A 20,750-nucleotide genomic window follows, 5' to 3' on the forward strand; every position below is an offset into this window, starting at 1 on the left:
ACGCTGCCGGAGCGGCGACGACAATCGACGACCTGTCCGCCCGACCGTCGCCGGCACCCGCGTTCCGGCGGCGGGCGCGGCGCCGGCGACCCATGGAGGCGCGACGGCCCAGCAACTGCAACAGCCCGACACCCTGCCGTCACCATCGCGATGGCGCGATGCCGCGTTTCGGCCGCGCCACGGCGCTTTCGTCGCTCCGTGCCCGCTCGCAACGGTGCGACACCGTCCCCATCGCCATCTCCGATCATCAGGACGCCCGTCATGTCAGCGCCGCACAATCCGATCACCGGCCCGGGGGAGGACACGCGACCGGTCACCGTCTTCGGTCCCGACTTTCCCTTCCCCTACGACGACTGGCTGGCGCACCGGGCCGGCCTCGGCTCCGTGCCGGCGGAGCGGCACGGCACCGAGGTGGCGATCCTCGGGGCGGGCATGGCCGGGATGACGGCGGCCTACGAGCTGATGCGCCTCGGCCTCAAGCCGGTGGTCTACGAATCCCGCCGCATCGGCGGCCGGCTGCATTCCGAGCCGTTCCAGGGCGCGGAGGGCATCGTCGCCGAGCTCGGCGGCATGCGCTTTCCGCGGTCCTCGACCTCCTTCTACCATTATGTCGACCGGTTCGGGCTGAAGACGCGGCCCTTCCCCAATCCGCTGGCGCCGGACACGCCGAGCACGGTGATCGACCTCGACGGCAAGCCGATCTATGTCGAGCGGGTCGAGGACCTGCCGCCGCTGCTGCGCGAGGTCGGCGCCGCCTGGCACCAGGCGCTGGAGCAGGAGGCCAGCTTCGGCGCCATGCAGGACGCCATCCGCCGCCGCGACGTCGGGCGGATCAAGGAGATCTGGAACGCCCTGGTGCCGCTGTGGGACGACCGGACCTTCTACGGCTTCATCGCCACGTCGAAGGCGTTTTCGCGCCTGAGCTTCCGCCATCGCGAGGTGTTCGGCCAGGTCGGCTTCGGCACCGGCGGCTGGGACACCGATTTCCCCAACTCGATGCTGGAGATCCTGCGGGTCGTCTACTGCAACTGCGACGAGGACCAGCATTTCGTCGTCGGCGGCGTCGAGCAGGTGCCGCGCCGGCTGTGGAGCGACGTGCCGGCGGCGATGGTGCACTGGCCGGCCGGCACCTCGCTGAAGACGCTGCACGCCGGGGCGCCGCGCTCGGGCGTGACGCGGCTGGAGCGCACGGCCGACGGCTCCATCGCCGTCACCGACCGCTGGGGCGACCGGCGCACCTATCCGGCGGTCCTGCTGACCTGCCAGAGCTGGATCCTCACCACCGAGGTCTCGACCGAGGAGCGCCTGTTCTCGCCGGCGATGTGGATGGCGATGGACCGCACGCGCTACATGCAGTCGGCCAAGACCTTCGTCATGGTCGACCGGCCGTTCTGGAAGGAGAAGGATCCGGCCACCGGTCGCGACCGCATGAGCATGACGCTGACCGACCGGCTGACGCGCGGCACCTATCTGTTCGATCTCGGCGACGACAAGCCCGGCGTGATCTGCCTGTCCTATTCCTGGATGAGCGACGCCCTGAAGATGCTGCCGCTGGACGTCGACCAGCGGGTGCACCTGGCGCTCGACGCGCTCGGCAAGATCTATCCCGGGCTCGACCTCAAGGCCCACATCATCGGCGATCCCATCACCGTGTCCTGGGAGGCCGATCCCAACTTCCTCGGCGCCTTCAAGGGCGCCTTGCCCGGCCACTACCGCTACAACAGACGCATGTACTGCCACTTCATGCAGGACCAGCTGCCGCCGCACGAGCGCGGCCTGTTCCTCGCCGGAGACGATGTCGGCTGGATCCCGGGCTGGGTCGAGGGCGCGACCCAGACCGCCCTCAACGCTGTCTGGGGCATCGTCCGCCACCTCGGCGGCGGCACGGCCCGCGACAATCCCGGCCCGGGCGACCGCTTCGAGGAGCTGAAGCCGCTGGCGCTGCCGGATTGAGGCCCGGCGGAGAAGGGCGCGCTCAGCCGGCCAGGCTGGCCAGATGCTCGGCGGTGAAGAGGTCGAGATGGCCGCCGCCGGCATTCTTGTACAGGGTGATTTCCTCGCCCTCCCGGCCGGCGACGCGGCCGGTGCACAGGTCGTAGAGGTCTCCCCGCACGCGTGACCAGGCGAACGCGCCGGTCTCGATCGGATGCATCAGGTCGCCGCAGGCCGCCGCCAGCTCCCGGGCGTTGACATAGACCTCGGCCCGCCGCACCGCCTCGTCGTCGACCTCGCGCATGTCGGGCCGCCAGCCGCCGATCAGGTCCACATGCGTGCCCGGACGCAGCCAGGCGCCATGGACCAGCGGCTCCGACGACATGGTGGCGCAGGCGATGACGTCGGCCTCGCGGGCCGCGGCCTCGAGGTCGGCCACGGCGGCGGCCGCGACACCCTCGCCGGCGAGGCGCCCGGCCAGAGCCGCCGCCCGCTCCGGCCGCCGGTTCCAGATCGCCACCCGCCGGATCGAGGGGCGGACCGCCCGATGAGCCGCGACGACATAGGGCGCCAGCGCGCCGGCGCCGACCATCAGCAGCGTCTGCGCATCGTCGCGGGCGAGATAGGAGGCGCCGAGCGCCGAATCCGCCGCCGTCTTCCACAGGGTCAGGGCCGTGCCGTCGGCAACCAGAACCGGCGCTCCGCCGGCCGCCTCGAACAGCACATAGACGCCCTGGACCGAAGGCAGGCCGGAGCCTGCGGCGTCGTTGCCGGGGAAGATCGACACCAGCTTGGTGCCGATGTGCCGCCCGCCCGCCCAGGCATTGAGGGCGTTGAAGCGGTTCTCCGAGCCGGGCGTCGGATCCTGCAGCAGGGTCGCCGTCGTCAGGGGCGGCACGTCGCGATGGCCCCGGCGCAGCGCCTCGACCAGGTCCGGGAAGGCGAGGAGGCGCTGGAGGTCGCCGGCCGACAGGAACTTCATTGGGGGCTCCGCTGGTGCCGCCGCGGGATCAGAGGTCCTTCAGCAGGCGCATGGCATCATACATCGCGGCGTGGACGTTGCGGCCATGCACGGCGTCGCCGATCCGGAAGAGCTGGAACCGCCCCTCCGGATTGCTGCGCAGGGCCTGCGGCCGCCCGGCGATCAGGTCGTCGTAGTCGACCTCGCCGAGGTTCGAGGATTCCGGGCGCAGCGCCTGGTAGAGCTCGTCCGCCGGCTGGCTGCCGAGTTCGTAGACGATCTGGTCGACGGCGCGCTCTTCCTGGCTGTCGGTGTATTCGTTGCGCAGCACCGCCACCAGCCCGTTGTTCTCCTTGTAGGCGCGGACCAGCCGCGTGTTCGGCGTCAGCACGACGTCGTTCTCGTAGAGGCGCCTGAGATGATGCACCTGGGCGGTGCTGCCGACCTGCTCGCCGACCAGGCGGTCGGGGGTCGCCAGCTCGACCAGGGCGCCGCGGGTGCCGAGATAGTCGGCGCAGCCGACGCCGACCTGGGCGCCGATCTCGTCATAGACCAGCACGTTGGTGCCCGGGCCGGTCTCGCCGGACAGCACGTTCCAGGCGGAGGTCGCGAATTCGGCGCCCTCGAAGCCCGGCCGCCGGGCGGTACCGCCGGTTGCGACCACCACGATGTCCGGCGCGGCGGCCCGCACGGCCTCGGCGGTAGCCGGGGTGCCGAGGCGGATCTCGACGCCGTTGCGGCCGAGCTGCATCTCCAGCCAGCGCACGATGCCGGACAGGCCCTCGCGCCAGGCGACGTTCTTGGCGAGGTTGATCTGTCCGCCGAGCCTGGGCGCGCGTTCGAACAGGATCACCTCATGCCCGCGCTGCGCGGCGACACGGGCCGCCTCCAGGCCGCCCGGCCCGCCGCCGGCGACCAGGACGCGCTTGCGCGCCGAGGCCTTCGGAACGATGTGCGGGATGGTCTTCTCGCGGCCCGTCGCCACATTCTGGATGCAGACAGCGCCGTTCTCGCTGTCGACGCACAGGTTGGCGCCGACGCATTGGCGGATGTCGTCGGCCCGGCCCTCCATCAGCTTGCGCGCGATGTGGGGATCGGCGATGTGGGCGCGCGTCATCGCCACCATGTCCACATGCCCTTCCTCGACGGCGCGGGCGGCGGTGGCAAGGTCGCGGATCGCCGAGGCGTGGAAGACGGGGATGTCGACCTCGCTCTTCACGGCGCTCGCCAGATAGAGATAGGGCGCCGGCGCGAAGGCCATGTCGGGCATCAGCGTCACCAGCCCGCGGAACGTGTCGCCGTGCGACTGGTAGATGTTGAGATAGTCGATCAGGCCGGACTGGGCGAAGCCGGAGGTGATCTTCAGGCATTCGGCCGCGTCGAGGCCGCCCTCCAGCAACTCGTCGCCGGCCAGGCGCATGCCGACGATGAAGTCGGAGCCGACCCGGTCGCGGATGGCCTCCATCACCTCCATGCCGAAGCGCATGCGGTTCTCCAGCGAGCCGCCATAGCGGTCCGTGCGCTGGTTGACGGCCGGCGACAGGAAGCTGTCGATGAGGTGATGGGCCGAGGCGATGATCTCGATGCCGTCGAGGCCGCCCTTGCGGCACCGCTCGGCCGCGTCGGCGAAGGCCTTGATCACGCGGCGGAAGTCCCAGTCCTCCATCTCCTTGGCGAAGGAGCGGTGCAGGATCTCGCGGTTGGAGGACGGGCCGATCAGCGGCAGCCACTCGCGCCCGTCCCAGCTGCCGCGACGCCCCAGATGGGTCATCTGGCAGAACACGGCGGCGCCGTGCCTGTGGACGCCGGCCGCCATCTTCTCGATATGCGGGATGACGCGGTCGCTGCTGAGGTCGACCTGCTTGAAGGACAGCGGCGAGTCGACCGCGACCGTCGAGGAGCCGCCGAACATGGTCAGGGCGATGCCGCCCCGGGCCTTCTCCTCATGGTAGAGCTGGTAGCGTTCGGCGGGCATGCCGTCCTCGGCATAGCGCGGCGCATGCGCCGTGCTCATGATCCGGTTGCGCAGCGTCAGATGCTTCAGGCGAAGCGGCTTCAGAAGGGCGTCATATTGGCTCATGTCGGACCTGCACGCACGGGACAGGCTGGCAGGAGCCAGCGCTGCACGGCTGCAGATTGTTCCAATTGGTACTAATTGTCAACGATCCGAGATGGCGCGCCGCCGGGTCAGAATTCCTTGGCCCAGGCCTCGTGCGAAGCCATCAGCTTGTCGAGGATGCGCCGGAGCGCCTTGCGGTCGCGCTGGTCGAGGGCGCCGAGCATCAACTGCTCGCGCTCGATGAACAGCGGTATGATCGTCTCGTAGGCCTGCTGCCCCTCCGGCCCGATGCTGAGGATGAGGCGGCGGCGGTCGGTCCTGTCGATCCGGCGCGAGATCATGCCGCGGCGCAGCAGCCGGTCGACGCCGCGCCCGACCGTGTTGCGGGGGCGTCCCGTCACCATGCAGACATGGCTCGCCGTGAGCGGCCCATAGGTCACGAGGCAGGCGAGGATGTTGAACTCGTCGCGCAGCAGCCCGTGCTCGCGCTCGACATGGGCGAACACGGGGTCGTTGAAGAAGTTGGTCCACAGGCTCAAACGGTAGCTGTCACGGGTGCTGGTCTTTTCCATCATCCGGTCGAGCAGGTCGGCGAAACCCGGATCGATATCGCTCGGCGGCTGGTCTGGAAGGGGGGCACCCATAGGCTGGCCTGCGTGGTTGAGGGATATTTCCCGACTAGCGGGCGGCCGTCGGCGGTTCAAGCGGCTTCTTCCGGCGCCAGCCCTGCACGTTGACGAAATTGTTCCATATGGTACGAATTATCGAAACACCAGCCTGGGAGACCGATCCATGCAAGCGTTCGACACCGTCGTCGTCGGCGGCGGCATCATCGGCGCCAGCGCGGCCAACCACCTGGCGGCGGCCGGCTTCTCGACCGCCCTGCTCGAGCGCGGCGACTTCGCGGGCGCCACCTCCGGGCGATCCAGCCGCCTGCAGCATTGCGGCCTGACCTATTTCTCGCCGGGCCGGTCCCTCGCCAACTTCCTGCTGAACCCGCGGCTTGCCGCCCAGGCCATCGACCATGCGGGGCGGGCGATGCGCGACCGGTCGGCGTTCATCCGCGCCACGCCAGAACGGGTGCGGCCGCTGACCTTCTTCGCGCCGCTCTACAGGGACGGATCAATCCCGGTGTGGAAGGCGAGGCTCGGCCTCAAACTGCTGGAGAGGCTCGATCCCGGCGGCGTTCCTCTCGACATCCGGCATATCCCGCCGGGCGAGGTGCGCCATCATCCGGCCCTGGCGCACCTGCGCGACGTCGACGGCCTCTACGGCGTGCTGAGCTTTACCGAGCATCAGTTCGACTGGCCCGAGCGCATCTGCCTGGACACGGTGATGCACGCCCGCGACGCCGGCGCCGAGGCCCGCAACTATGTCCGTGTCGACACGGTCGAGCGCGTCGGCGACATGTGGGTGGTCGAGGCGGTCGACGTCAGGACCGGCCAGGCGCTGACCGTCAAGGCCAGGACCTTCGTCAATGCCGCGGGCGCCTGGATCGACCATGTCGCCCGGGCCTGCAAGCTGCCGACGCCGCGGCTGAACCAGGGCGCAAAGGGCACGAACGTGATGGTCCGCCTGCCGCCCGAGTTCCGCGGCCAGGGCTTCGAGACCATCATGCGCGACGGGGACCCGTTCTATGTCATCCCGTGGGACGACCTGCATTATTTCGGGCCGATGGATGCGGCCGTGGAACCGACGCCGGAGAATTTCCGGACCAGGGACGAGGAGATCGACCACCTGCTGGCCGAGATGAACCACCTCTTCCCCCGCCTTCGTCTCGGCCGCAGGGACGTGCTGTACACCTGGTCGGGCGTGCGGCCGCGCACCTACGATCCGGGCTTCCCGATCGGCGGCATGGCGAGCGCGCTCCACGACTTCAGCCGCAGGGGCCTGCCGGGTTACGTGACCTATTCCGGCGGCCTGATCATGACGCATCGCCATGCCGGCCGGGCCATCGCCGAGGCGGTGGGCCGCTCGGTGCGTCCCTCAGGCGCGTCGCGGCCGGTGGCCTATGCCGCGCGGCCCGCGCCGGCGGAGGCGGATGGCGGCCTGCCCATGGCCGCCCTGCGCCATGGCGCCGAGAAGGAGGATGCCCGTACCCTGGCGGACCTGATGTTCCGCCGCGTCAGGACAGGATGGGGCGATCGGCTCGGGGCAGACGCTGCCGAGGAGGTGGCCCACGGCGTCCGCGACGCGATGGGGTGGTCTGCGGCGGAGGCAGGCCGGCAGGCGGAGGATTATCGCGACTTCGTCGCACGCGAGTTCAACCTGCCGGCCGCCGGTCGCTGAGCCCCCGGCCGCTGGCCCGTCCGCGTCGGCTCGTCGCAGCCGGGCCGGAACCGGCCAAGGCGAGGCGGCGCTGCCACCGGGCGGCCCGCGCCGCTCACGATCAGCGATCCAGGAAGCCGCGCTGAGCGAGGAAGTCGGCGATCGCCCGCGCGGCGTCCTCGGGCGTCAGGCCGAGCCGCGGCCCGGCGCAGGTCTGCGCGGCGGCTGCGGCCGACAACCGCTTCGGGCGCCGGCGCGCCGGCACGATGCTGCGATCATCGGGTGAAGGGCGCGCGGGCACGTCGACCGCGCCCGGCAGGATCGTCCCGCGCCGCGCCGGGCCGAGGGCGGCGAGCGGGGCGGCCGGTGCGCCGCGGCCGACGGTGACCAAGGCTGGGCCGCTGGTGCGCGCCTGCCGCCGCCTGCCGCCGGGAGCTGCCAGCAGCGCGCGCCATCCCTCCCCGTCGCGCTCGAGTCCGACGGCCTCCGGCAAGAGCGGCAGCGAGAGCCCGGCGGCCAGCCAATAGGGCAGGAAGCCGGCCGCCTCGCCGGCCTCCGCCCGCGTTCCCGCGAGGATGAGGCCCGGCCGCGTCCGCCGGAGATGGGCGAGCAGGCACGGGGCCGGGTCCGCCCCGTCCGGAACGGGCAGCACGGTGAGGCGGGAGAGGCCGTTGCCGAGATAGTCGCGCAGCACGGTCGCCGCGGGATCGCCGGCATGCACCACGTCGAGGCTCGCGGCATCGCCCGCGACGGCGAGCGCCATGGCCAGGGCGCGCGCATCGTCGGAGGCCCGGCGCGCCCGTCCCGACACCGGGTTTCGACCGACGGAGACGAGGACGGCGATGCTAGCGGTCATGGCGTCTGTCTTCGATGAGCCGCGCCAGCGCCGGCATCACCGCCTGGGCATCGGCGATGATGGCGAGGTCGGCGCGCGCGACCATGGCGGCGTGAAGATCGGTGTTGACGGCGATCACCGTGCGGCACTCGGCGATGCCGTGCAGGTGCTGGGGCGAGCCGGAGATGCCGGCGGCGAGATAGCATTGGGCCGATATCAGGGTGCCGGAGGCGCCGACCTGGCGGGACCGGGGCAGGTGCCCGGCGTCGCAGACCACGCGGCTGCCGGCCTCGGCCGCCTGCAGGGCATCGGCCAGCGCATGGAAGGCCTCCCAGTCCGTCACGCCGTCGCCGGCGCCGAGCACCAGCTCGGCTTCGGCCAGCGGCAGGCTGCGCGGATCGACCGGCAGCAGGCCTTCATCCTGCAGCGCCGATCGAGGCTCGAAAGGCGGCGCAGGCAGGGCCCGCGCCTCCCGCGCCCGCATGGAGCCGGGCGCGGGGAAGATGGCGGCGTCGATCACCAGGACCCGAGGCGCCGGGCCGGTGGCCTCCCGCCGCCCGGCGTCGATGACGCAGGTCGCGGCGCCGTCGGCGATGCGCACCACCCCGGCCGCCAGGCCGCCGCCGAGCCGGGCGGCGAGGCGGCGGGCGAGGTCCGCCCCCTGGAGCGGGGTTTCGGACAGCACGACATGGCGGGCCGAGACCGACGCTGCCATGGCCGCGGCGGCATCGGCGCGGGCGTCGGGATCGTAGCGGCCGAAGGCGGGGTGGTGGAGCAAGACCGTCCGATCGGCGCCGGCCGCGCCGGCGTCGTCGTCGAGGGTCCCGCCGGGCGGCAGCAGCAAGGCGAGGACGACGCCGCCGCCGGCACCGGCCAGCACCCGTGCGGCGCCGAGAGCGATATGGTCGGCCGGCGACAGGCGGCCGCGCTCCAGGTCCGGCACGACCAGCACATGGAAGGCGGGAGCTTCGATGGTGAGGCGTCCACCGGCGTCCGGGGACGGCGCCGCAGCCGGAGGCGCGCGGTCCCGCCGGCGGGACCGCGGATCGACCCGCGCCGGCCCGGCGTCGGCGGGAGGCGGGGCTGCCGGAGGAGTTGCCCTCGCAGCCCGGCGGGCGCGGGGATCGACCCGCGGCAGGTCCGGATCCGCCGGTGTCCCGGCGACCGCTCCGTCGGCCATGCGGGCTCGCCGCCTGTCGCGGTCGCGGCGGGGGTCCGTGCGCCGGATGTCGTCACTTTCCTCGTTCACGACGGGATCTCCGTCGCGCGATGGACCAGCTCGGCGAGGTCGAGCACGGCGAGCCGGCTGCCCGGCACGCCCTCGAGCATCTGCGTGCATTGCGGGCAGGCCGCGACCAGGGTCGGCGCGCCGGTGGCACGGGCATGGTCCATCCGGTTCTCGGCGATCTGCCGCCGCCCGGGCACGCCGGCGAGCGGGGCGCCGCCGCCGCCGCCGCAGCAGCTCGACCGGAGGCCCGAGCGCTCCATCTCCACCAGCTGCACGCCGAGCGCCGCCAAGACCGTCCGCGGAGCCTGCGTCTCGCCGTTGTAGCGGCCGAGATAGCAGGGATCATGGTAGGTCACGCTCTCGCCGGCCAGCGGGGCGGGAGCCAGTCGCCCTGCCGCGATCAGCTCGGCCAGCAACTGGCTGTGATGCATCACCGCGTAGCGTCCGCCGAGCGAGGGGTATTCCTGGCCGAGAATGTTGAAGGCGTGCGGGTCGGCCGTGACGATCCGGCGGAAGCTGCGGCGGGCGAGAGCGGCGATGTTGCGGGTGGCCAGATCGACGAAGGTCGCCTCGTCGCCCAGGCGCCGGGCGATATCGCCGCAGTCGAGCTCGGCCGCGCCCAGCACGGCGAAGTCGACCTGCGCCCGGCGCAGCAGCGCCACCAGCGACCGCAGCGTGCGCTGGTGGCGGGCATCGAAGGCCTGCTCGCCGAGCCAGAGCAGCACGTCGCAATGGCCGCCCTCGGCGAGGACGGGCAGGGCGAGGTCCACGGCCCAGTCGATGCGCTCGTCCGGGATGCGGCCCGACTGCGTGTCGGTCTCGCGCAGGTTGACGAGGGCGTCGGCCGAATGGGACGGCAGCGCGCCGCGCTCCATGACCTCGTGCCGGCGGACGGCGACCACGGCGTCGACGTGCTCGATCAACATCGGACATTCATGGACGCAGGCCCGGCACGTCGTGCAGGCCCAGAGCGCCTCGGGGCCGATCACCGCCGCCACCGGGGCATCCGGCTCGGCGACGGCCGCAGAGAGCTGGCCGATCAGCGCCTTGGGGTTGAGCGGCTGCCCGGCGGCGTGGGCAGGGCAGGCCTCCTCGCAGCGCCCGCATTGTACGCAGGCGTCGAACGCCACCAGACGGTTCCAGGCGAAATCGCCGATCCGCCCGGCTCCGAGCGGATCGGCGGCGAGGTCGACCGGCATGAGCGCGGTGTCCGGCTCGCCGCGCACCCGGCGCGAGCGCGGATGCACGACGAGGTGGATCGCGCCGGCGAGGGCGTGGCGCAGGGGCCCGCCATGGGCGGCGCGCAGCACGGCGGCCATGATCGCCGCTCCGGGCAGCGCGAGCGCGATGAAGGCCGCCCCGCCGGCGCCGACGAGCTGGAGGACGGCGGCGGCGCCGAGCAGCGCCAGCACGGCGAGCAGCAGGGCAGGCAGGGCGGCGTTGCGCGACGGCTTGAGCCGCGGCACGCGGCCCGGTCGCCGGCGACGGATCGCCAGGCCGACACCCGCCAGGCTCGCGGCGATGCCGGCGAACACGCCGGCCGCCAGGACAGGCGGCCAGAGGCCGAAATGCAGCGGCAGGGACAGGGCCAGGGCGGCGAGGAAGCCGCCGGCAGCCAGGGCGTGCATGCGGGCGGCGCCGGGATCGCGGGCGACGACGCCATGCACCGTGTGGAGATAGCCGCGAGGCAGGCCGAGCAGCGCGGGGACCCAGGCGATGCGGGCCGGGGCGCCGGCCGCCCAGCGCCGCGCCAGCAGGCCGATCACGGCCATGAGGCCGAGGCCCGTGGCCAGGAGCAGCAGCCCGATCGGGTTGGGAAGGGACAAACGAGCCTCCTGGGCAGGCGTCGCGCGCTCCGCTCGCGGCGGATCCGGACGGCCTGCTTGGTCTGAACAGTCCTAGCGGTCCGCCGAGGCTTTCGGCGCCGCCTCCGGCCGCGGCGCGGCCCAGCGCTGCTGCGGCGCCCGGATGCGCTGCAGCAGCCGGGCGGCCAGGCCCGAGACGCCGTCGCGCAGGAACAGCATGGTCGCCAGCAGGATCAGGGCGAAGGCGAAGACCGTGTATTCCCCGCCATAGCCGCGCGTGAAGAAGTCGATGAAGCGGAAGACGAGGGTGCCGAGCACGGGCCCGGCGGCGGTGCCGATGCCGCCGACGATCGCCATGCCGAGCACGAGCCCCATGTTCTCCAGCCCCGCCATGGTCGGGGTGACGTATTCGGTGTAGGCGGCGAAGTAGCCCCCGGCCAGGCCGGCCCAGAAGGCCGTGTAGGCGAAGACGGCGATCTTGAGATGGGTCGCCTTGACGCCCAGCCCTCGCGCCACCGGCTCGCGGTCGCGCACCGCCCGCATCAGGATGCCCCAGCGGCTGGAGAGGATCAGCCATTGCAGGACGAAGAAGACCACGCTGAGCCCGAGGCCGAGCCAGACGAAGGCGCGGGTCTGGTCGCCGGGGAAGAGCGGCGGCGCCGGCATGCCGTTGCTGCCGCCGGTGATGTCGCTGGCGCCGATCAGCCAGCTGGTCAGCACGCCGGCGAAGGCGAAGGTCGCCAGCGAGAAGGTGATGTCGCGGAAGCGCAGCGTGAAGAGGCCGACGAGCACGCCGCCGGCTCCGGCGGCCGCAGCGCCCGCCAGGATGGCCAGCGCCATGGGCAGGTCGAAGGCGTTGGCGGTGGACGCGGCGACATAGGCGCCGGCGACGGCGAAGGCCATGTGCGCGAACGACATCTGGCCGCAGAAGCCGGCCAGCAGGTTCCACGAGGCGGCGAGCATCAGGAAGTAGAAGAAATAGACGACCGCATCGAGCACGGTCGGCGAGCGGATGGCGTAGGCCAGCCAGGCCGCGGCCGCCACGGCGAGCGCCGCCAGCGCGGCCTTCTGCTTTTCAGGACTTGACGGCACCAGACACTCCCTGCCGCATCCAGCTCGCGGTGATCTCGCCCAGGCGCCCGGCGATGTCGCGGGCCGACCCCTGGTCGTTGTTGAGGCCCATGGCCAGGACATAGACGTCGTCGGAAACGGCGAGCGAGGAGCGCACGTTCTGGTCGACGAGCAGCACGGTGACGCCGAGCTCGCGCGGCAGCACGGCGATCTGGGCGTAGACCTGATCGGCCATCTTGGGCGACAGCCCGGCGGTCGGCTCGTCCAGCAGCAGCGTGGTCGGCAGCAGGATCATGCTGCGCATGATCTCCACCAGCTTCTGCTGGCCGCCGGAGAGGTCGCCGGCCCGCCTTTCCACCAGATGGCGCGGCAGGCTGAAGCGATCGAGCACCGCCTCGATGCGCTGCGCCAGCCAGGCCTTCTCGCGGCGGCGCAGCCAGCCGCCCATCTGCAGGTTCTCGCGCACCGTCATGGCCGGGAAGAGCGTGCCGCTCTGCGGAACGATGGCGACGCCGTGCGCCAGGAGGTTGCGCGGGCTCCAGCCGGTGACGTCCGTTCCGCCGAGGGCGACGCGTCCGCCCGTCACCGGCGCCAGGCCGGCGATGGCCTTTAGCATGGTCGACTTGCCGGCCCCGTTCGGGCCGATGACCAGGGTGACGCGCCGCGCCGCGGCGGTGATGTCGACGCCGCGCAGGATCTCCACGTCACGCTCATAGGCGACGCGCAGGCCGGAGGCGACGAGGTCGACGGCCGGCCGGGCGGCCGTCGCGGCGTCCTGGGGGCTGGGGGAACCGGTCACAGATAGGCCTCGTGGACGCGCGGGTCGTTGCCGACCACCTCCGGCGGGCCTTCGCAGAGGATCTCGCCGGCGGCCAGGCAGATCACCCTCGGGCAGAGGTCGAAGACCCAGGGCAGGTCGTGGCTGATGATGATGAAGGCGACGTCGGCGGCCTGGCGCTGCCGGATATGGCCGACCATGGCCTCGGCCACGTGCGGATGGACGCCGGCGGTGGGCTCGTCCAGCAGCACGAGGCTCGGCTCGGCGGCCAGGCAGCGCGAGAAGTCGGCGAGCTTGCGCTGGCCGCCGGAGAGGCGCTCGCCGCGCTCGTGCGCCACCGGCTCCAGCCCGACGCTGCACAGGGCCGCCATGGCCCGCTCGCGCGCCTCGCGCACGCCGCCGCCGCGGGCGAGCAGCGGCACCATGACGTTCTCGAGCGCGGTCAGCTTCAGGAACGTGCCGCCGTCCTGGTAGGCGCGGAGCATGGCCTTGCCGGCCGCGGCCTCGCCCTTGCCGGTGATGTCGGCGCCGGCGAACAGGATGCGGCCGCTCGTCGGCTTGTGCTGGCCGCCGAGCAGGTTGAGCAGCGTGGTCTTGCCGGCGCCGTTGGGGCCGATCAGCGCCAGCATCTCGCCGCGCGCCACGCGGAAGCTGACGCCATTGACGACCTTGTGGCCGCCGAAGGCCTTGTGCAGATCCTCGGCCGCCAGCAGGGGCGGGGCGGCGGAAGACGGGGGCGGTGCCGCCATGGTCATACGTCCCGCTCCGCCGAGCCGAACAGGCCGCGCGGCCGGACCAGCAGAACCAGCAGCATGATCACCAGCCCGTAGATGTCGGTGTAGCCCGAGCCGAGATAGACCGAGCCGAACGCCTCCGCCCAGCCGAGGACGAAGCCGCCGGCGAGGCTGCCGGCGATCGAGCCCAGGCCGCCCAGCACGACGATGACGAAGCTCTTGATGACGACGCTCTCGCCCATGGTGGGATAGGCGAGGTAGAGGGGAACCAGCACAGCCCCGGCGGCGGCGGCCAGCGCGCCGGAGGTGGCGAAGGCGAGATTGGCGAGGCGGAAGACGTCGACGCCGACCACGTCGGCGCCGGTGCGGTTCTGGGTCAGCGCCCGCCAGCCGCGCCCGAGATCGGTGTAGTGCACGAGCCAGAGCAGGCCGGCCAGCAGCAACAGCGCGGCGGCGAAGGCCACCACGCGGTCGCCCGACAGGCTGACGACGCCGAAGAGCGTCAGGGTGTCCGGCCACATGCCGTCGAACTTGCGATAGTTGGGCGTCAGGAAGACCGCCGCCGCCGAGGTCGCCATCAGGCTGAGGGCGAAGGTGACGATCAGCGTGAATTCCGACGGGCGCTCGATCCGCGAGCGGTAGACCGGACGCAGCAGCACGGCGTTGATGAGATAGCCGCCGGCGGCGCCGGCGGCCATCGCTCCGAGGATCGCCACCGGCATGGGCGCGCCGGTGGCCCGGGTCAGGTAGTAGGCGGCATAGCCGCCGACCATGTAGAGCGCGCCGTGGGCGAAGTTCGCCACCCGCATCACCCCGAAGATGAGGTTCAGTCCGACACCCATCAGCGCATAGACGCCGCCGATGGCCGTGCCGAGGATGAGTGTCTGGACCGCGGCCTGCATGTCAGGGGGCGATCTCGCCGACGACCTTGGCTTCGGCGTCCTTCTGGTTGACCGCCGTGTACTGCTTCATGAACAGCGTGCCGCTGAGCGCCTGGTTCCACACCGTGGTGCCCTCTTCCTGCTTGAACTGGATCGGCCCGGTGCTGCCCTCGAACGAGACCTTGGCGAGGGTTTCGGTCAGGGTGGCGGGATCGACGCTCTTGGCGTCGGTCACGGCCTGGCGCAGGGCGTTGAGGCAGTCCCACAGGAAGTATTCGTAGAAGAGCGGGTCGCGGCCGAACTTGGCGGCGTAGCTGGCGCGGAAGGCCTCGCCGGTCGGCGTGAGCTTCACGGAGGGGCCGGTGAAGGTGGCGTAGATGATGCCGACGCCGTTCTTGCCGGCGGTCTCCCAGTATTCCGGCGTGGTCGGATAGTCCCAGGCGCCGATGATCTGGCTCTTCAGGCCCGCGGCCGGGATCTGGTTCTGCAGGCTGTAGATGATCTGGTAGTTGCCGGCCACGACGATGGCGTCGGGCTGGGTGCCGGATGCGAGCTTGCCGAGCACCGGACTGAGATCCTGGGTCTTGGCCTGGAAGGGAATGGTCTCGATCTTGATGGCGCCGCCGACCTTCTCGGCGAGGTCCTTGGCGAAGTCGGTGCCGTAGGCCGTATCCTCGGCCAGGATGACCACGTTCTTGTAGGGCGACTGCTTGAGGTAGTTCGCCATCAGGGCCGCGACGTAGGCATTGTACGGGCCGATGCGGTAGACGGAGGGCAGGGACGGGCCGGTGTTGGTGTTGCCCCAGATGTAGCTGAGCAGCAGCGGCACCTTGGTGCTCTTGAGCGCCTGCGACAGCGCCAGCGTCAGGCCGGAGCCGCCATGGCCGAACAGCGCGGTGGCGCCGTTCTCGCGGATGAGGCGGCGTCCGAGCGAGATGGCGATGTCGGGCTGGTCCTGGGTATCGCCGGAGACGACCGAGACCTTGCGGCCGTCGATGCCGCCCTGGCTGTTCATCTGCTCGGCGAACAACTCGCCGATCTTGACGTTGTCGCGCCCGTACTGGGCCTGCGGGCCGGAGAGGCCGGTGACGAAGCCGAGGACGACGGGCTCCTTGTCCTGGGCGGCGGCAGGCTGAAGTCCGGACCAGGCGACAGCGAGAGCAAGGGCTGCGCCCGCAAGGAAGCCGCGCCGGTCACGGCGCGCCGGCTTGATGATACTGTTGACCACGTTAACTCCCTCTTCCGGATGACGAATTTTGTATGGGCGCCGTGCCGGCGCAGCGGTGCGCTCCCGCTGGCCCAAGGCCGCTCCCGACGCTTCTTTAGAGCGACTGCAGACAGAAAATTAGTACCATATAGAACAATTCTGTCAACCGATGCGGCAGCCGCCGCCAGCTTGCGCCGCCGGGCGGCGGCGAGCATCGGCGGACGCCGTTTCCGGGCTTTCAGGCGACGGTGCCGCAGAAGGGCAAGAGCTCCTCGGCAAGCAGCCGGTAATGCGCCATCTGGCCGGCCGCCCAGGTCTCGAACTCGCGGACCAGCGCCGCGGAGACCTCGAGGGAGCGGCCGCCCTGGGCGACCGCGAACCAGCCGTGGCGCTCGGCCTCGGTCAGCATGTTGCCGATGTGCTGGCGCGACACCCGGAAGCGTTCGGCCAGAGCCGCATAGGTCAGCGGCGGTGCCGGGGCGGCGCCGGGCACGAGGGCGGCGTAGCGCGCGCCCATCACGGCCGTGAGGAGGGGATAGCCGCAGTCGTGCGCGGTGAAATGCACGACGGTCGGGAAGGGCGCGAACAGGATGTCGCCGCCGTGGAAGCGGTCGGTGGAGCGGCCGAGCCAGTCGGCGAGCCGGCCGGGATCGGCGGCGATGCCGGAGGAGAGGGGCGCCGGCGCAGGCTGGAGGTGCTCGCAGGCGGCGAGAAAGGCGAGGGGCGAGCGGCCGATCTCCTGCAGCAGGGCCGGCGCCGGCTTGAGGTGCAGGGCGCGGCGGTCGCCCTCGGCGCGCGTGGCGAGGACATAGCCGCCGAGCCGCAGGCCGTGGACGAAGCCCGCGACCTGCCGGGCGCTGGCCGGAGCCCGGCGCTGCAGGGCGGCCAGGGTCGGCGGCTCCGTCCCATCGCGGCGCCAGCGGGCCTCGTTCCCGATCAGGGTGTAGCAGACGATGTAACGCAGCTTCTGCGCGAATATTTTGTCGGCGGGCCAGGAAATCTGCGACGGCCGCGTCATCGCCTCGCAGTAAAAGGCGAGGGCCTGGGCGAAGGCGGGCAATTGAATCAATTGCGCGGCAAGCATCCAGGTCTGCGTCTGCGCGTAGGCGCCGACGGCCGGATGCAGGAGCCCGGTCGTGCCCTCATCCGCCCCTGTCCCGTTGCTCATGCGAATCCCTGCAAAGTTTGGACTTTGCAGCCGCCCGGCCGGCGCGGCAATAATCGTCGGCCTGCCAGGTGCGGGAAATGGCCGGACTGGTTGTGCGCCGATGTCTACGGCAACCGGGGCAGTCCTCGCATGAGGTGGCAGGCCTGCAAGGTCGAGGGGCTCCATCATGTGCGATCGTTGTTCTCAATCCGGAGCGGGGCTATCCCGCCGCAGCCTGCTGTGGGGCGGTGCCGCCCTCGCCGGCGCCATGGCGCTGCCGATGCGCGGGGCCTACGCGGAGGCCGCGGCGCCGCAGAACGCGGTCCCGCCGGAGGAGGCGCTGAAGCGGCTGATGGACGGCAATGCCCGCTATGCCGCGAACACCCCGACCTGCCAGGACTATTCGGCCGGCCGCGCCGCGCTGGTCGGCGCCCAGCATCCGATCGCCGCGGTTCTCAGCTGCGCCGACTCGCGCGTCGCCCCGGAGCTCGCCTTCGACCAGGCGCCCGGCGACCTGTTCGTGGTGCGGGTCGCCGGCAATTTCGTCAACGACGACGGCCTGGCGAGCCTGGAATATGCGGTCAAGGTGCTGAACACACCGCTGATCATGGTGCTCGGCCATTCCAACTGCGGCGCGGTCGACGCCGCCATCAAGGTGCTGAAGGACGGCGCGAAGCTGCCGGGCCATCTGCAGGAGATGATCCGCGACATCAAGCCGGCCGTCCAGGCGGCCAAGAAGGAAAAGCCCGAGGATCTCCTGGCCGCCTCGATCACCGAGAACGTCCGCCTGGGTGTGCATCGTCTCGAAACGGCCAAGCCGATCCTGGCCCAGGTCGTCAGGGCCGGGACGGTGAAGGTGGTCGGCGCACAGTACGACCTCGCCAGCGGCAAGGTCGCGCTGCTCTGAGGCCGGCCGGACGACAGGCCGCCTTGTTTGCGCCTTCTGCCCGTCCGCGGCCGTCGCTCACGCCGCGCCGATGGCGCTCCGCGCCGCGGCGAGCAGGCCCTGGGCCGCGACCCGGCCGGCTTCGACATCGGCTGCGCCGTCGGCGCCGAGAAGCATGGCGAGCTCGGCGATGCTGCCCGGCGGCAGCCGGGTGCGGACCGTGTCGCGCTCGGCCAGCTCGGCCTCGCCGATGCCCCGCGCCATGTCCGGATCCAGCGTCGGGTCGGCGGCGACGGCGATGCCCCGGACGGAGAGCGCGGCGACCTCGGCGAGCGGCGGCAGCGCCTCGACGTGGAAGCCGCCCTCGACCAGCAGCATCGCCATGCGCAGCTTGCGCTCGGCCTGGCCCAGCCAGTCCTGCGCCGCCCGGCGGTTGCGGCGCAGCGCCGCCTGCTCGGCCGGCTCGGGCGCCTCCTCCAGGCGCGCCGAGCGGTGCAGCGCCTCGCCCGCCTCGCCCAGGCGCAGGATGCCGGCGGCTGCCAGGCGGCGCATGGTCTCCCAGGCGGCGCGGTCGACGACCTCCACCGCGACGGCGCCGGCTTGCCCTGCGGCGCGCCGGCGTTCCTCTTCCAGCTCCGCCGGCGTGCCGTCGATGACGATCATCAGGGTCTCGCCGCCATCGGCGCCGCGATGGCGCTCGACCAGCAGCACCGCATCGGACAGGCGGTCCACCAGTTCGGCGGCGAAGCGCCGGCCGGGATCCTCGGCCGCCGGCGCGGGCGGGGCGACCGTCTCGACCGGCTGCAGCAGCGCCGCCAGCCGCTCGGCCATGGCGACCCGGCCGGATGGCATCCGCAGCGCCTCGATCTCGCCGCGCCCGTCGAGCACGCCGTCGGCCAGGCCCTGCTTCAGCGACAAGAGGTGCTCGATGCGATGCTCGATCGAATTCTCGCAGACCAGGTTGATCACCGTCACGGCCCGGGTCTGGTGCTTGCGCCAGGCCCGGGCGATGCGCTGCTCCAGCTTGGCCGGGTTCCACGGCAGGTCGACGTTGACGACGGCGCTCGCGGCCTGGAGGTTGAGGCCGACGCTGCCGGAATCGGTCGACAGGAACAGGCGGCAGCCGGGGTCGTTTTTGAAGCGGCGGATCTCGATCCGCCGCTTGTCCTGCGGCACCGAGCCGGTGTGCCAGGCGAATTCGAGGCCGAGCGCCTGGGCCAGCTCGCGCACCAGCTCCAGCATGCGCTCCCACTCGGAAAAGATGATGACCTTGCGCTCGGGGTCGGCCATCAGGTCCGACAGGATGGTCTCCAGCTCGTCGAGCTTGGGCGAAACCCGGCAGCCGGGATCGAGGATGTAGGGCGTGTCGCAGATCATGCGCATGCAGGCGAGCAGCAGCTGCAGGCGGTCCGACTCTTCCCTGGTCAGCGGGCGTCGCTCGGCCACATGGGCCAGGCGCGAAGCCTGGGCCTCGTAGTCGGCGTAGCGCAGGCGCTGCTCCTCCGCCATCGCCACGTAATAGGTGTCGACCGTGCGTCCGGGGAGCTGGCCCTCCACGTCGTCCTTGCGCCGGCGCAGCATCACCGGCTCCAGGCGGCGGCGCAGCTCCGCCAGGTTCTTGTAGTCGGTCGGGCGGCCGCGCTCGTCGAGGACGTAGAAGTCGCGGTTGAAGCGGAACAGCGGTCCGAGCAGCCGCGGGTCGAGGTACTGGACGATGGAGTAGACCTCGTCGATGCGGTTCTCGAGCGGCGTGCCGGTGAGCACGAAGGCATAGGGGCTGCGCAGGCCCTTGACCGCCTGCGCCGTCTTGGTCTGCCAGTTCTTGATGCGCTGCGCCTCGTCCAGGATGACGACGTCGGCGCCGACCAGGCGGTTGATGTCGTCGCGGTCGATCAGCACCTGCTCGTAATTGACCAGGATGAAGAAGCTGTCGGCCTGGTAGAGCCGCAGCCGCTCGGCGCGCGGGCCGGACACCACGGTGACCGTGTGGTCGACGAAGCGCGCGATCTGGTCCTCCCACTCGGCCTTGAGCGAGGCCGGCAGCACCACCAGGACGCGCTCGATGCCGCGCAGGCGTCGCAGCAACTCGCAGGCGGCGATCGCCTGCACCGTCTTGCCCAGGCCCATCTCGTCGGCCAGCAGCGCCCGCTCGCCGAAGGCGAGGTGCAGCATGCCCTCCACCTGGTAGGGCAGCAGCGGATGCTTGACGATGTCGAGCGAGGCGGCGCCGGCCTCGACCTCCGCCTCGAACCGGGCCCGGTCCTCGACCCGCCGGCGCCGGCGTCCCTCCTCCTCCAGCAGGCGGTCGAGGTGGCGCGAGAAGCGGACGGCGCCCGGCGGCAGGTCGGCGAGTTCGCGGCGCAGCGCCGGCACCACCGCCAGCGGATCGCCCGGCAACACGCCGTCGACGACGCCATGGCGGGCGATGGCGGCCTCGGCGGCGCTGCCGCCGCGGGGCAGGCGCACCTGCACCCGGGGCGTGCCGTCGACGGAGGGAAACAGCTCGAGCCGCGGGCTGCCGGCCTCCGCCGCCGCGGCGAAGGCGCGCTTGCCCTTGCGGCGCAGCGCTTCCAGCACGCCCTCGATGTGCTTGCAGGTGCCCAGGCCGTTGACCCGCCAGTCGGCGCAGCCGCAGGAATTCTCCCGCTGCCGCAGCGAGCGGATCTCGACCTCGTAGCTGCCGCCGCTGGTGGAGCGGACGCTGAAGGCGCCGAAGACAGGCTGGTCCGGTTCCAGGGATTCGAAGGCGACGATATCGGTGAGGCCGCGCCAGCGCCGCCGCTCGACCTCCTCCGCATCCGTGGTGATCCAGCCGACGAAGCCGGGATTGCTCTCCTGCACCTGCCTGGCCTTGCGGCCGGATTTCGCGGATTTTCCTGCCTGTCGCGCCATCACCTGCTCCCGCCGAGAATCAGCGGGATTCTCGGCGGCTGCCGTCCCGGACGCAATCCGATCCGA

General features: G+C 71.7%; 16 protein-coding genes. 3 read left to right on the top strand and 13 right to left on the bottom strand.

The window, feature by feature from the left end:
• Window positions 1–261: 261 nt before the first annotated feature.
• Entirely contained in the window at window positions 262–1,953 is a 1,692-nt protein-coding gene (locus AC27L4_RS31320; protein ID WP_487146595.1) for a flavin monoamine oxidase family protein, read from the top strand.
• Between the two features lie 22 nt (window positions 1,954–1,975).
• Here AC27L4_RS31320 and AC27L4_RS31325 read toward each other — a convergent pair whose 3' ends face one another.
• The 3 genes from AC27L4_RS31325 to AC27L4_RS31335 all read right to left on the bottom strand — a co-directional run bounded on the left by AC27L4_RS31325 (window position 1,976) and on the right by AC27L4_RS31335 (window position 5,596).
• Window positions 1,976–2,914 carry an ornithine cyclodeaminase gene (locus tag AC27L4_RS31325; protein WP_487146596.1) on the bottom strand — a complete coding sequence of 313 codons (939 nt, stop codon included), beginning with the start codon at window positions 2,912–2,914 and terminating at the stop codon, window positions 1,976–1,978.
• 28 nt (window positions 2,915–2,942) lie between these two features.
• Window positions 2,943–4,973 (bottom strand): oxidoreductase, encoded by a 2,031-nt coding sequence (locus AC27L4_RS31330; RefSeq protein ID WP_487146598.1) that lies wholly within the window; start codon window positions 4,971–4,973, stop codon window positions 2,943–2,945.
• Between the two features lie 107 nt (window positions 4,974–5,080).
• The gene (locus tag AC27L4_RS31335; RefSeq protein WP_487146599.1) at window positions 5,081–5,596 is read right to left on the bottom strand and encodes a MarR family winged helix-turn-helix transcriptional regulator; all 516 of its coding nucleotides are present in this window, start codon (window positions 5,594–5,596) and stop codon (window positions 5,081–5,083) included.
• 148 nt (window positions 5,597–5,744) lie between these two features.
• Here AC27L4_RS31335 and AC27L4_RS31340 point away from each other — a divergent pair, with 148 nt between their 5' ends.
• Window positions 5,745–7,241 carry an FAD-dependent oxidoreductase gene (locus AC27L4_RS31340; RefSeq protein WP_487146600.1) on the top strand — a complete coding sequence of 499 codons (1,497 nt, stop codon included), beginning with the start codon at window positions 5,745–5,747 and terminating at the stop codon, window positions 7,239–7,241.
• Window positions 7,242–7,341: 100 nt separating this feature from the next.
• Here AC27L4_RS31340 and AC27L4_RS31345 read toward each other — a convergent pair whose 3' ends face one another.
• From AC27L4_RS31345 to AC27L4_RS31385, 9 genes are all read right to left on the bottom strand, one after another.
• On the bottom strand, window positions 7,342–8,076 hold the full coding sequence (locus AC27L4_RS31345) for an electron transfer flavoprotein subunit beta (RefSeq protein WP_487146601.1): 735 nt from the start codon (window positions 8,074–8,076) through the stop codon (window positions 7,342–7,344).
• Window positions 8,066–9,304 carry an electron transfer flavoprotein subunit alpha/FixB family protein gene (locus AC27L4_RS31350; RefSeq protein WP_487146602.1) on the bottom strand — a complete coding sequence of 413 codons (1,239 nt, stop codon included), beginning with the start codon at window positions 9,302–9,304 and terminating at the stop codon, window positions 8,066–8,068. The genes AC27L4_RS31345 and AC27L4_RS31350 overlap by 11 nt, the downstream gene beginning before the upstream one ends.
• The gene (locus AC27L4_RS31355) at window positions 9,301–11,109 is read right to left on the bottom strand and encodes a DUF3483 domain-containing protein (RefSeq protein ID WP_487146603.1); all 1,809 of its coding nucleotides are present in this window, start codon (window positions 11,107–11,109) and stop codon (window positions 9,301–9,303) included. The genes AC27L4_RS31350 and AC27L4_RS31355 overlap by 4 nt, the downstream gene beginning before the upstream one ends.
• A 72-nt stretch (window positions 11,110–11,181) precedes the next feature.
• Window positions 11,182–12,180, bottom strand: coding sequence for a branched-chain amino acid ABC transporter permease (locus AC27L4_RS31360; RefSeq protein WP_487146604.1), 999 nt, complete (start codon window positions 12,178–12,180; stop codon window positions 11,182–11,184).
• Window positions 12,164–12,958 (bottom strand): ATP-binding cassette domain-containing protein, encoded by a 795-nt coding sequence (locus AC27L4_RS31365; protein ID WP_487146605.1) that lies wholly within the window; start codon window positions 12,956–12,958, stop codon window positions 12,164–12,166. Before AC27L4_RS31365 ends, AC27L4_RS31360 begins: the two co-directional genes overlap by 17 nt.
• On the bottom strand, window positions 12,955–13,686 hold the full coding sequence (locus AC27L4_RS31370; RefSeq protein ID WP_487146606.1) for an ABC transporter ATP-binding protein: 732 nt from the start codon (window positions 13,684–13,686) through the stop codon (window positions 12,955–12,957). Before AC27L4_RS31370 ends, AC27L4_RS31365 begins: the two co-directional genes overlap by 4 nt.
• 2 nt (window positions 13,687–13,688) lie before the next feature.
• Entirely contained in the window at window positions 13,689–14,573 is an 885-nt protein-coding gene (locus AC27L4_RS31375) for a branched-chain amino acid ABC transporter permease (protein WP_487146607.1), read from the bottom strand.
• 1 nt (window position 14,574) lies between these two features.
• Entirely contained in the window at window positions 14,575–15,780 is a 1,206-nt protein-coding gene (locus AC27L4_RS31380) for a branched-chain amino acid ABC transporter substrate-binding protein (RefSeq protein WP_487146608.1), read from the bottom strand.
• A 217-nt stretch (window positions 15,781–15,997) separates the two neighbouring features.
• Window positions 15,998–16,927 (bottom strand): MarR family transcriptional regulator, encoded by a 930-nt coding sequence (locus AC27L4_RS31385; RefSeq protein WP_487146610.1) that lies wholly within the window; start codon window positions 16,925–16,927, stop codon window positions 15,998–16,000.
• 166 nt (window positions 16,928–17,093) lie between these two features.
• On the opposite strand from AC27L4_RS31385, the gene AC27L4_RS31390 reads away from it, so the two are divergent.
• Window positions 17,094–17,813: a carbonic anhydrase gene (locus AC27L4_RS31390; protein ID WP_487146611.1), complete on the top strand. Its 720-nt coding sequence runs from the start codon at window positions 17,094–17,096 to the stop codon at window positions 17,811–17,813.
• 57 nt (window positions 17,814–17,870) lie between these two features.
• Here AC27L4_RS31390 and AC27L4_RS31395 read toward each other — a convergent pair whose 3' ends face one another.
• Window positions 17,871–20,684 (bottom strand): DEAD/DEAH box helicase, encoded by a 2,814-nt coding sequence (locus tag AC27L4_RS31395; protein WP_487146612.1) that lies wholly within the window; start codon window positions 20,682–20,684, stop codon window positions 17,871–17,873.
• Window positions 20,685–20,750: the final 66 nt, after the last annotated feature.

The organism is Labrys sp. Lb11 (genome assembly GCF_057554225.1).

Coding starts and splice junctions, on each gene's coding strand:
- AC27L4_RS31320 (WP_487146595.1), top strand. CDS start 262: ATGTCAGCGCCGCACAATCCGATCACCGGCCCGGGGGAGGACACGCGA.
- AC27L4_RS31325 (WP_487146596.1), bottom strand. CDS start 2,914: ATGAAGTTCCTGTCGGCCGGCGACCTCCAGCGCCTCCTCGCCTTCCCG.
- AC27L4_RS31330 (WP_487146598.1), bottom strand. CDS start 4,973: ATGAGCCAATATGACGCCCTTCTGAAGCCGCTTCGCCTGAAGCATCTG.
- AC27L4_RS31335 (WP_487146599.1), bottom strand. CDS start 5,596: ATGGGTGCCCCCCTTCCAGACCAGCCGCCGAGCGATATCGATCCGGGT.
- AC27L4_RS31340 (WP_487146600.1), top strand. CDS start 5,745: ATGCAAGCGTTCGACACCGTCGTCGTCGGCGGCGGCATCATCGGCGCC.
- AC27L4_RS31345 (WP_487146601.1), bottom strand. CDS start 8,076: ATGACCGCTAGCATCGCCGTCCTCGTCTCCGTCGGTCGAAACCCGGTG.
- AC27L4_RS31370 (WP_487146606.1), bottom strand. CDS start 13,686: ATGGCGGCACCGCCCCCGTCTTCCGCCGCCCCGCCCCTGCTGGCGGCC.
- AC27L4_RS31375 (WP_487146607.1), bottom strand. CDS start 14,573: ATGCAGGCCGCGGTCCAGACACTCATCCTCGGCACGGCCATCGGCGGC.
- AC27L4_RS31385 (WP_487146610.1), bottom strand. CDS start 16,927: ATGAGCAACGGGACAGGGGCGGATGAGGGCACGACCGGGCTCCTGCAT.
- AC27L4_RS31390 (WP_487146611.1), top strand. CDS start 17,094: ATGTGCGATCGTTGTTCTCAATCCGGAGCGGGGCTATCCCGCCGCAGC.
- AC27L4_RS31395 (WP_487146612.1), bottom strand. CDS start 20,684: ATGGCGCGACAGGCAGGAAAATCCGCGAAATCCGGCCGCAAGGCCAGG.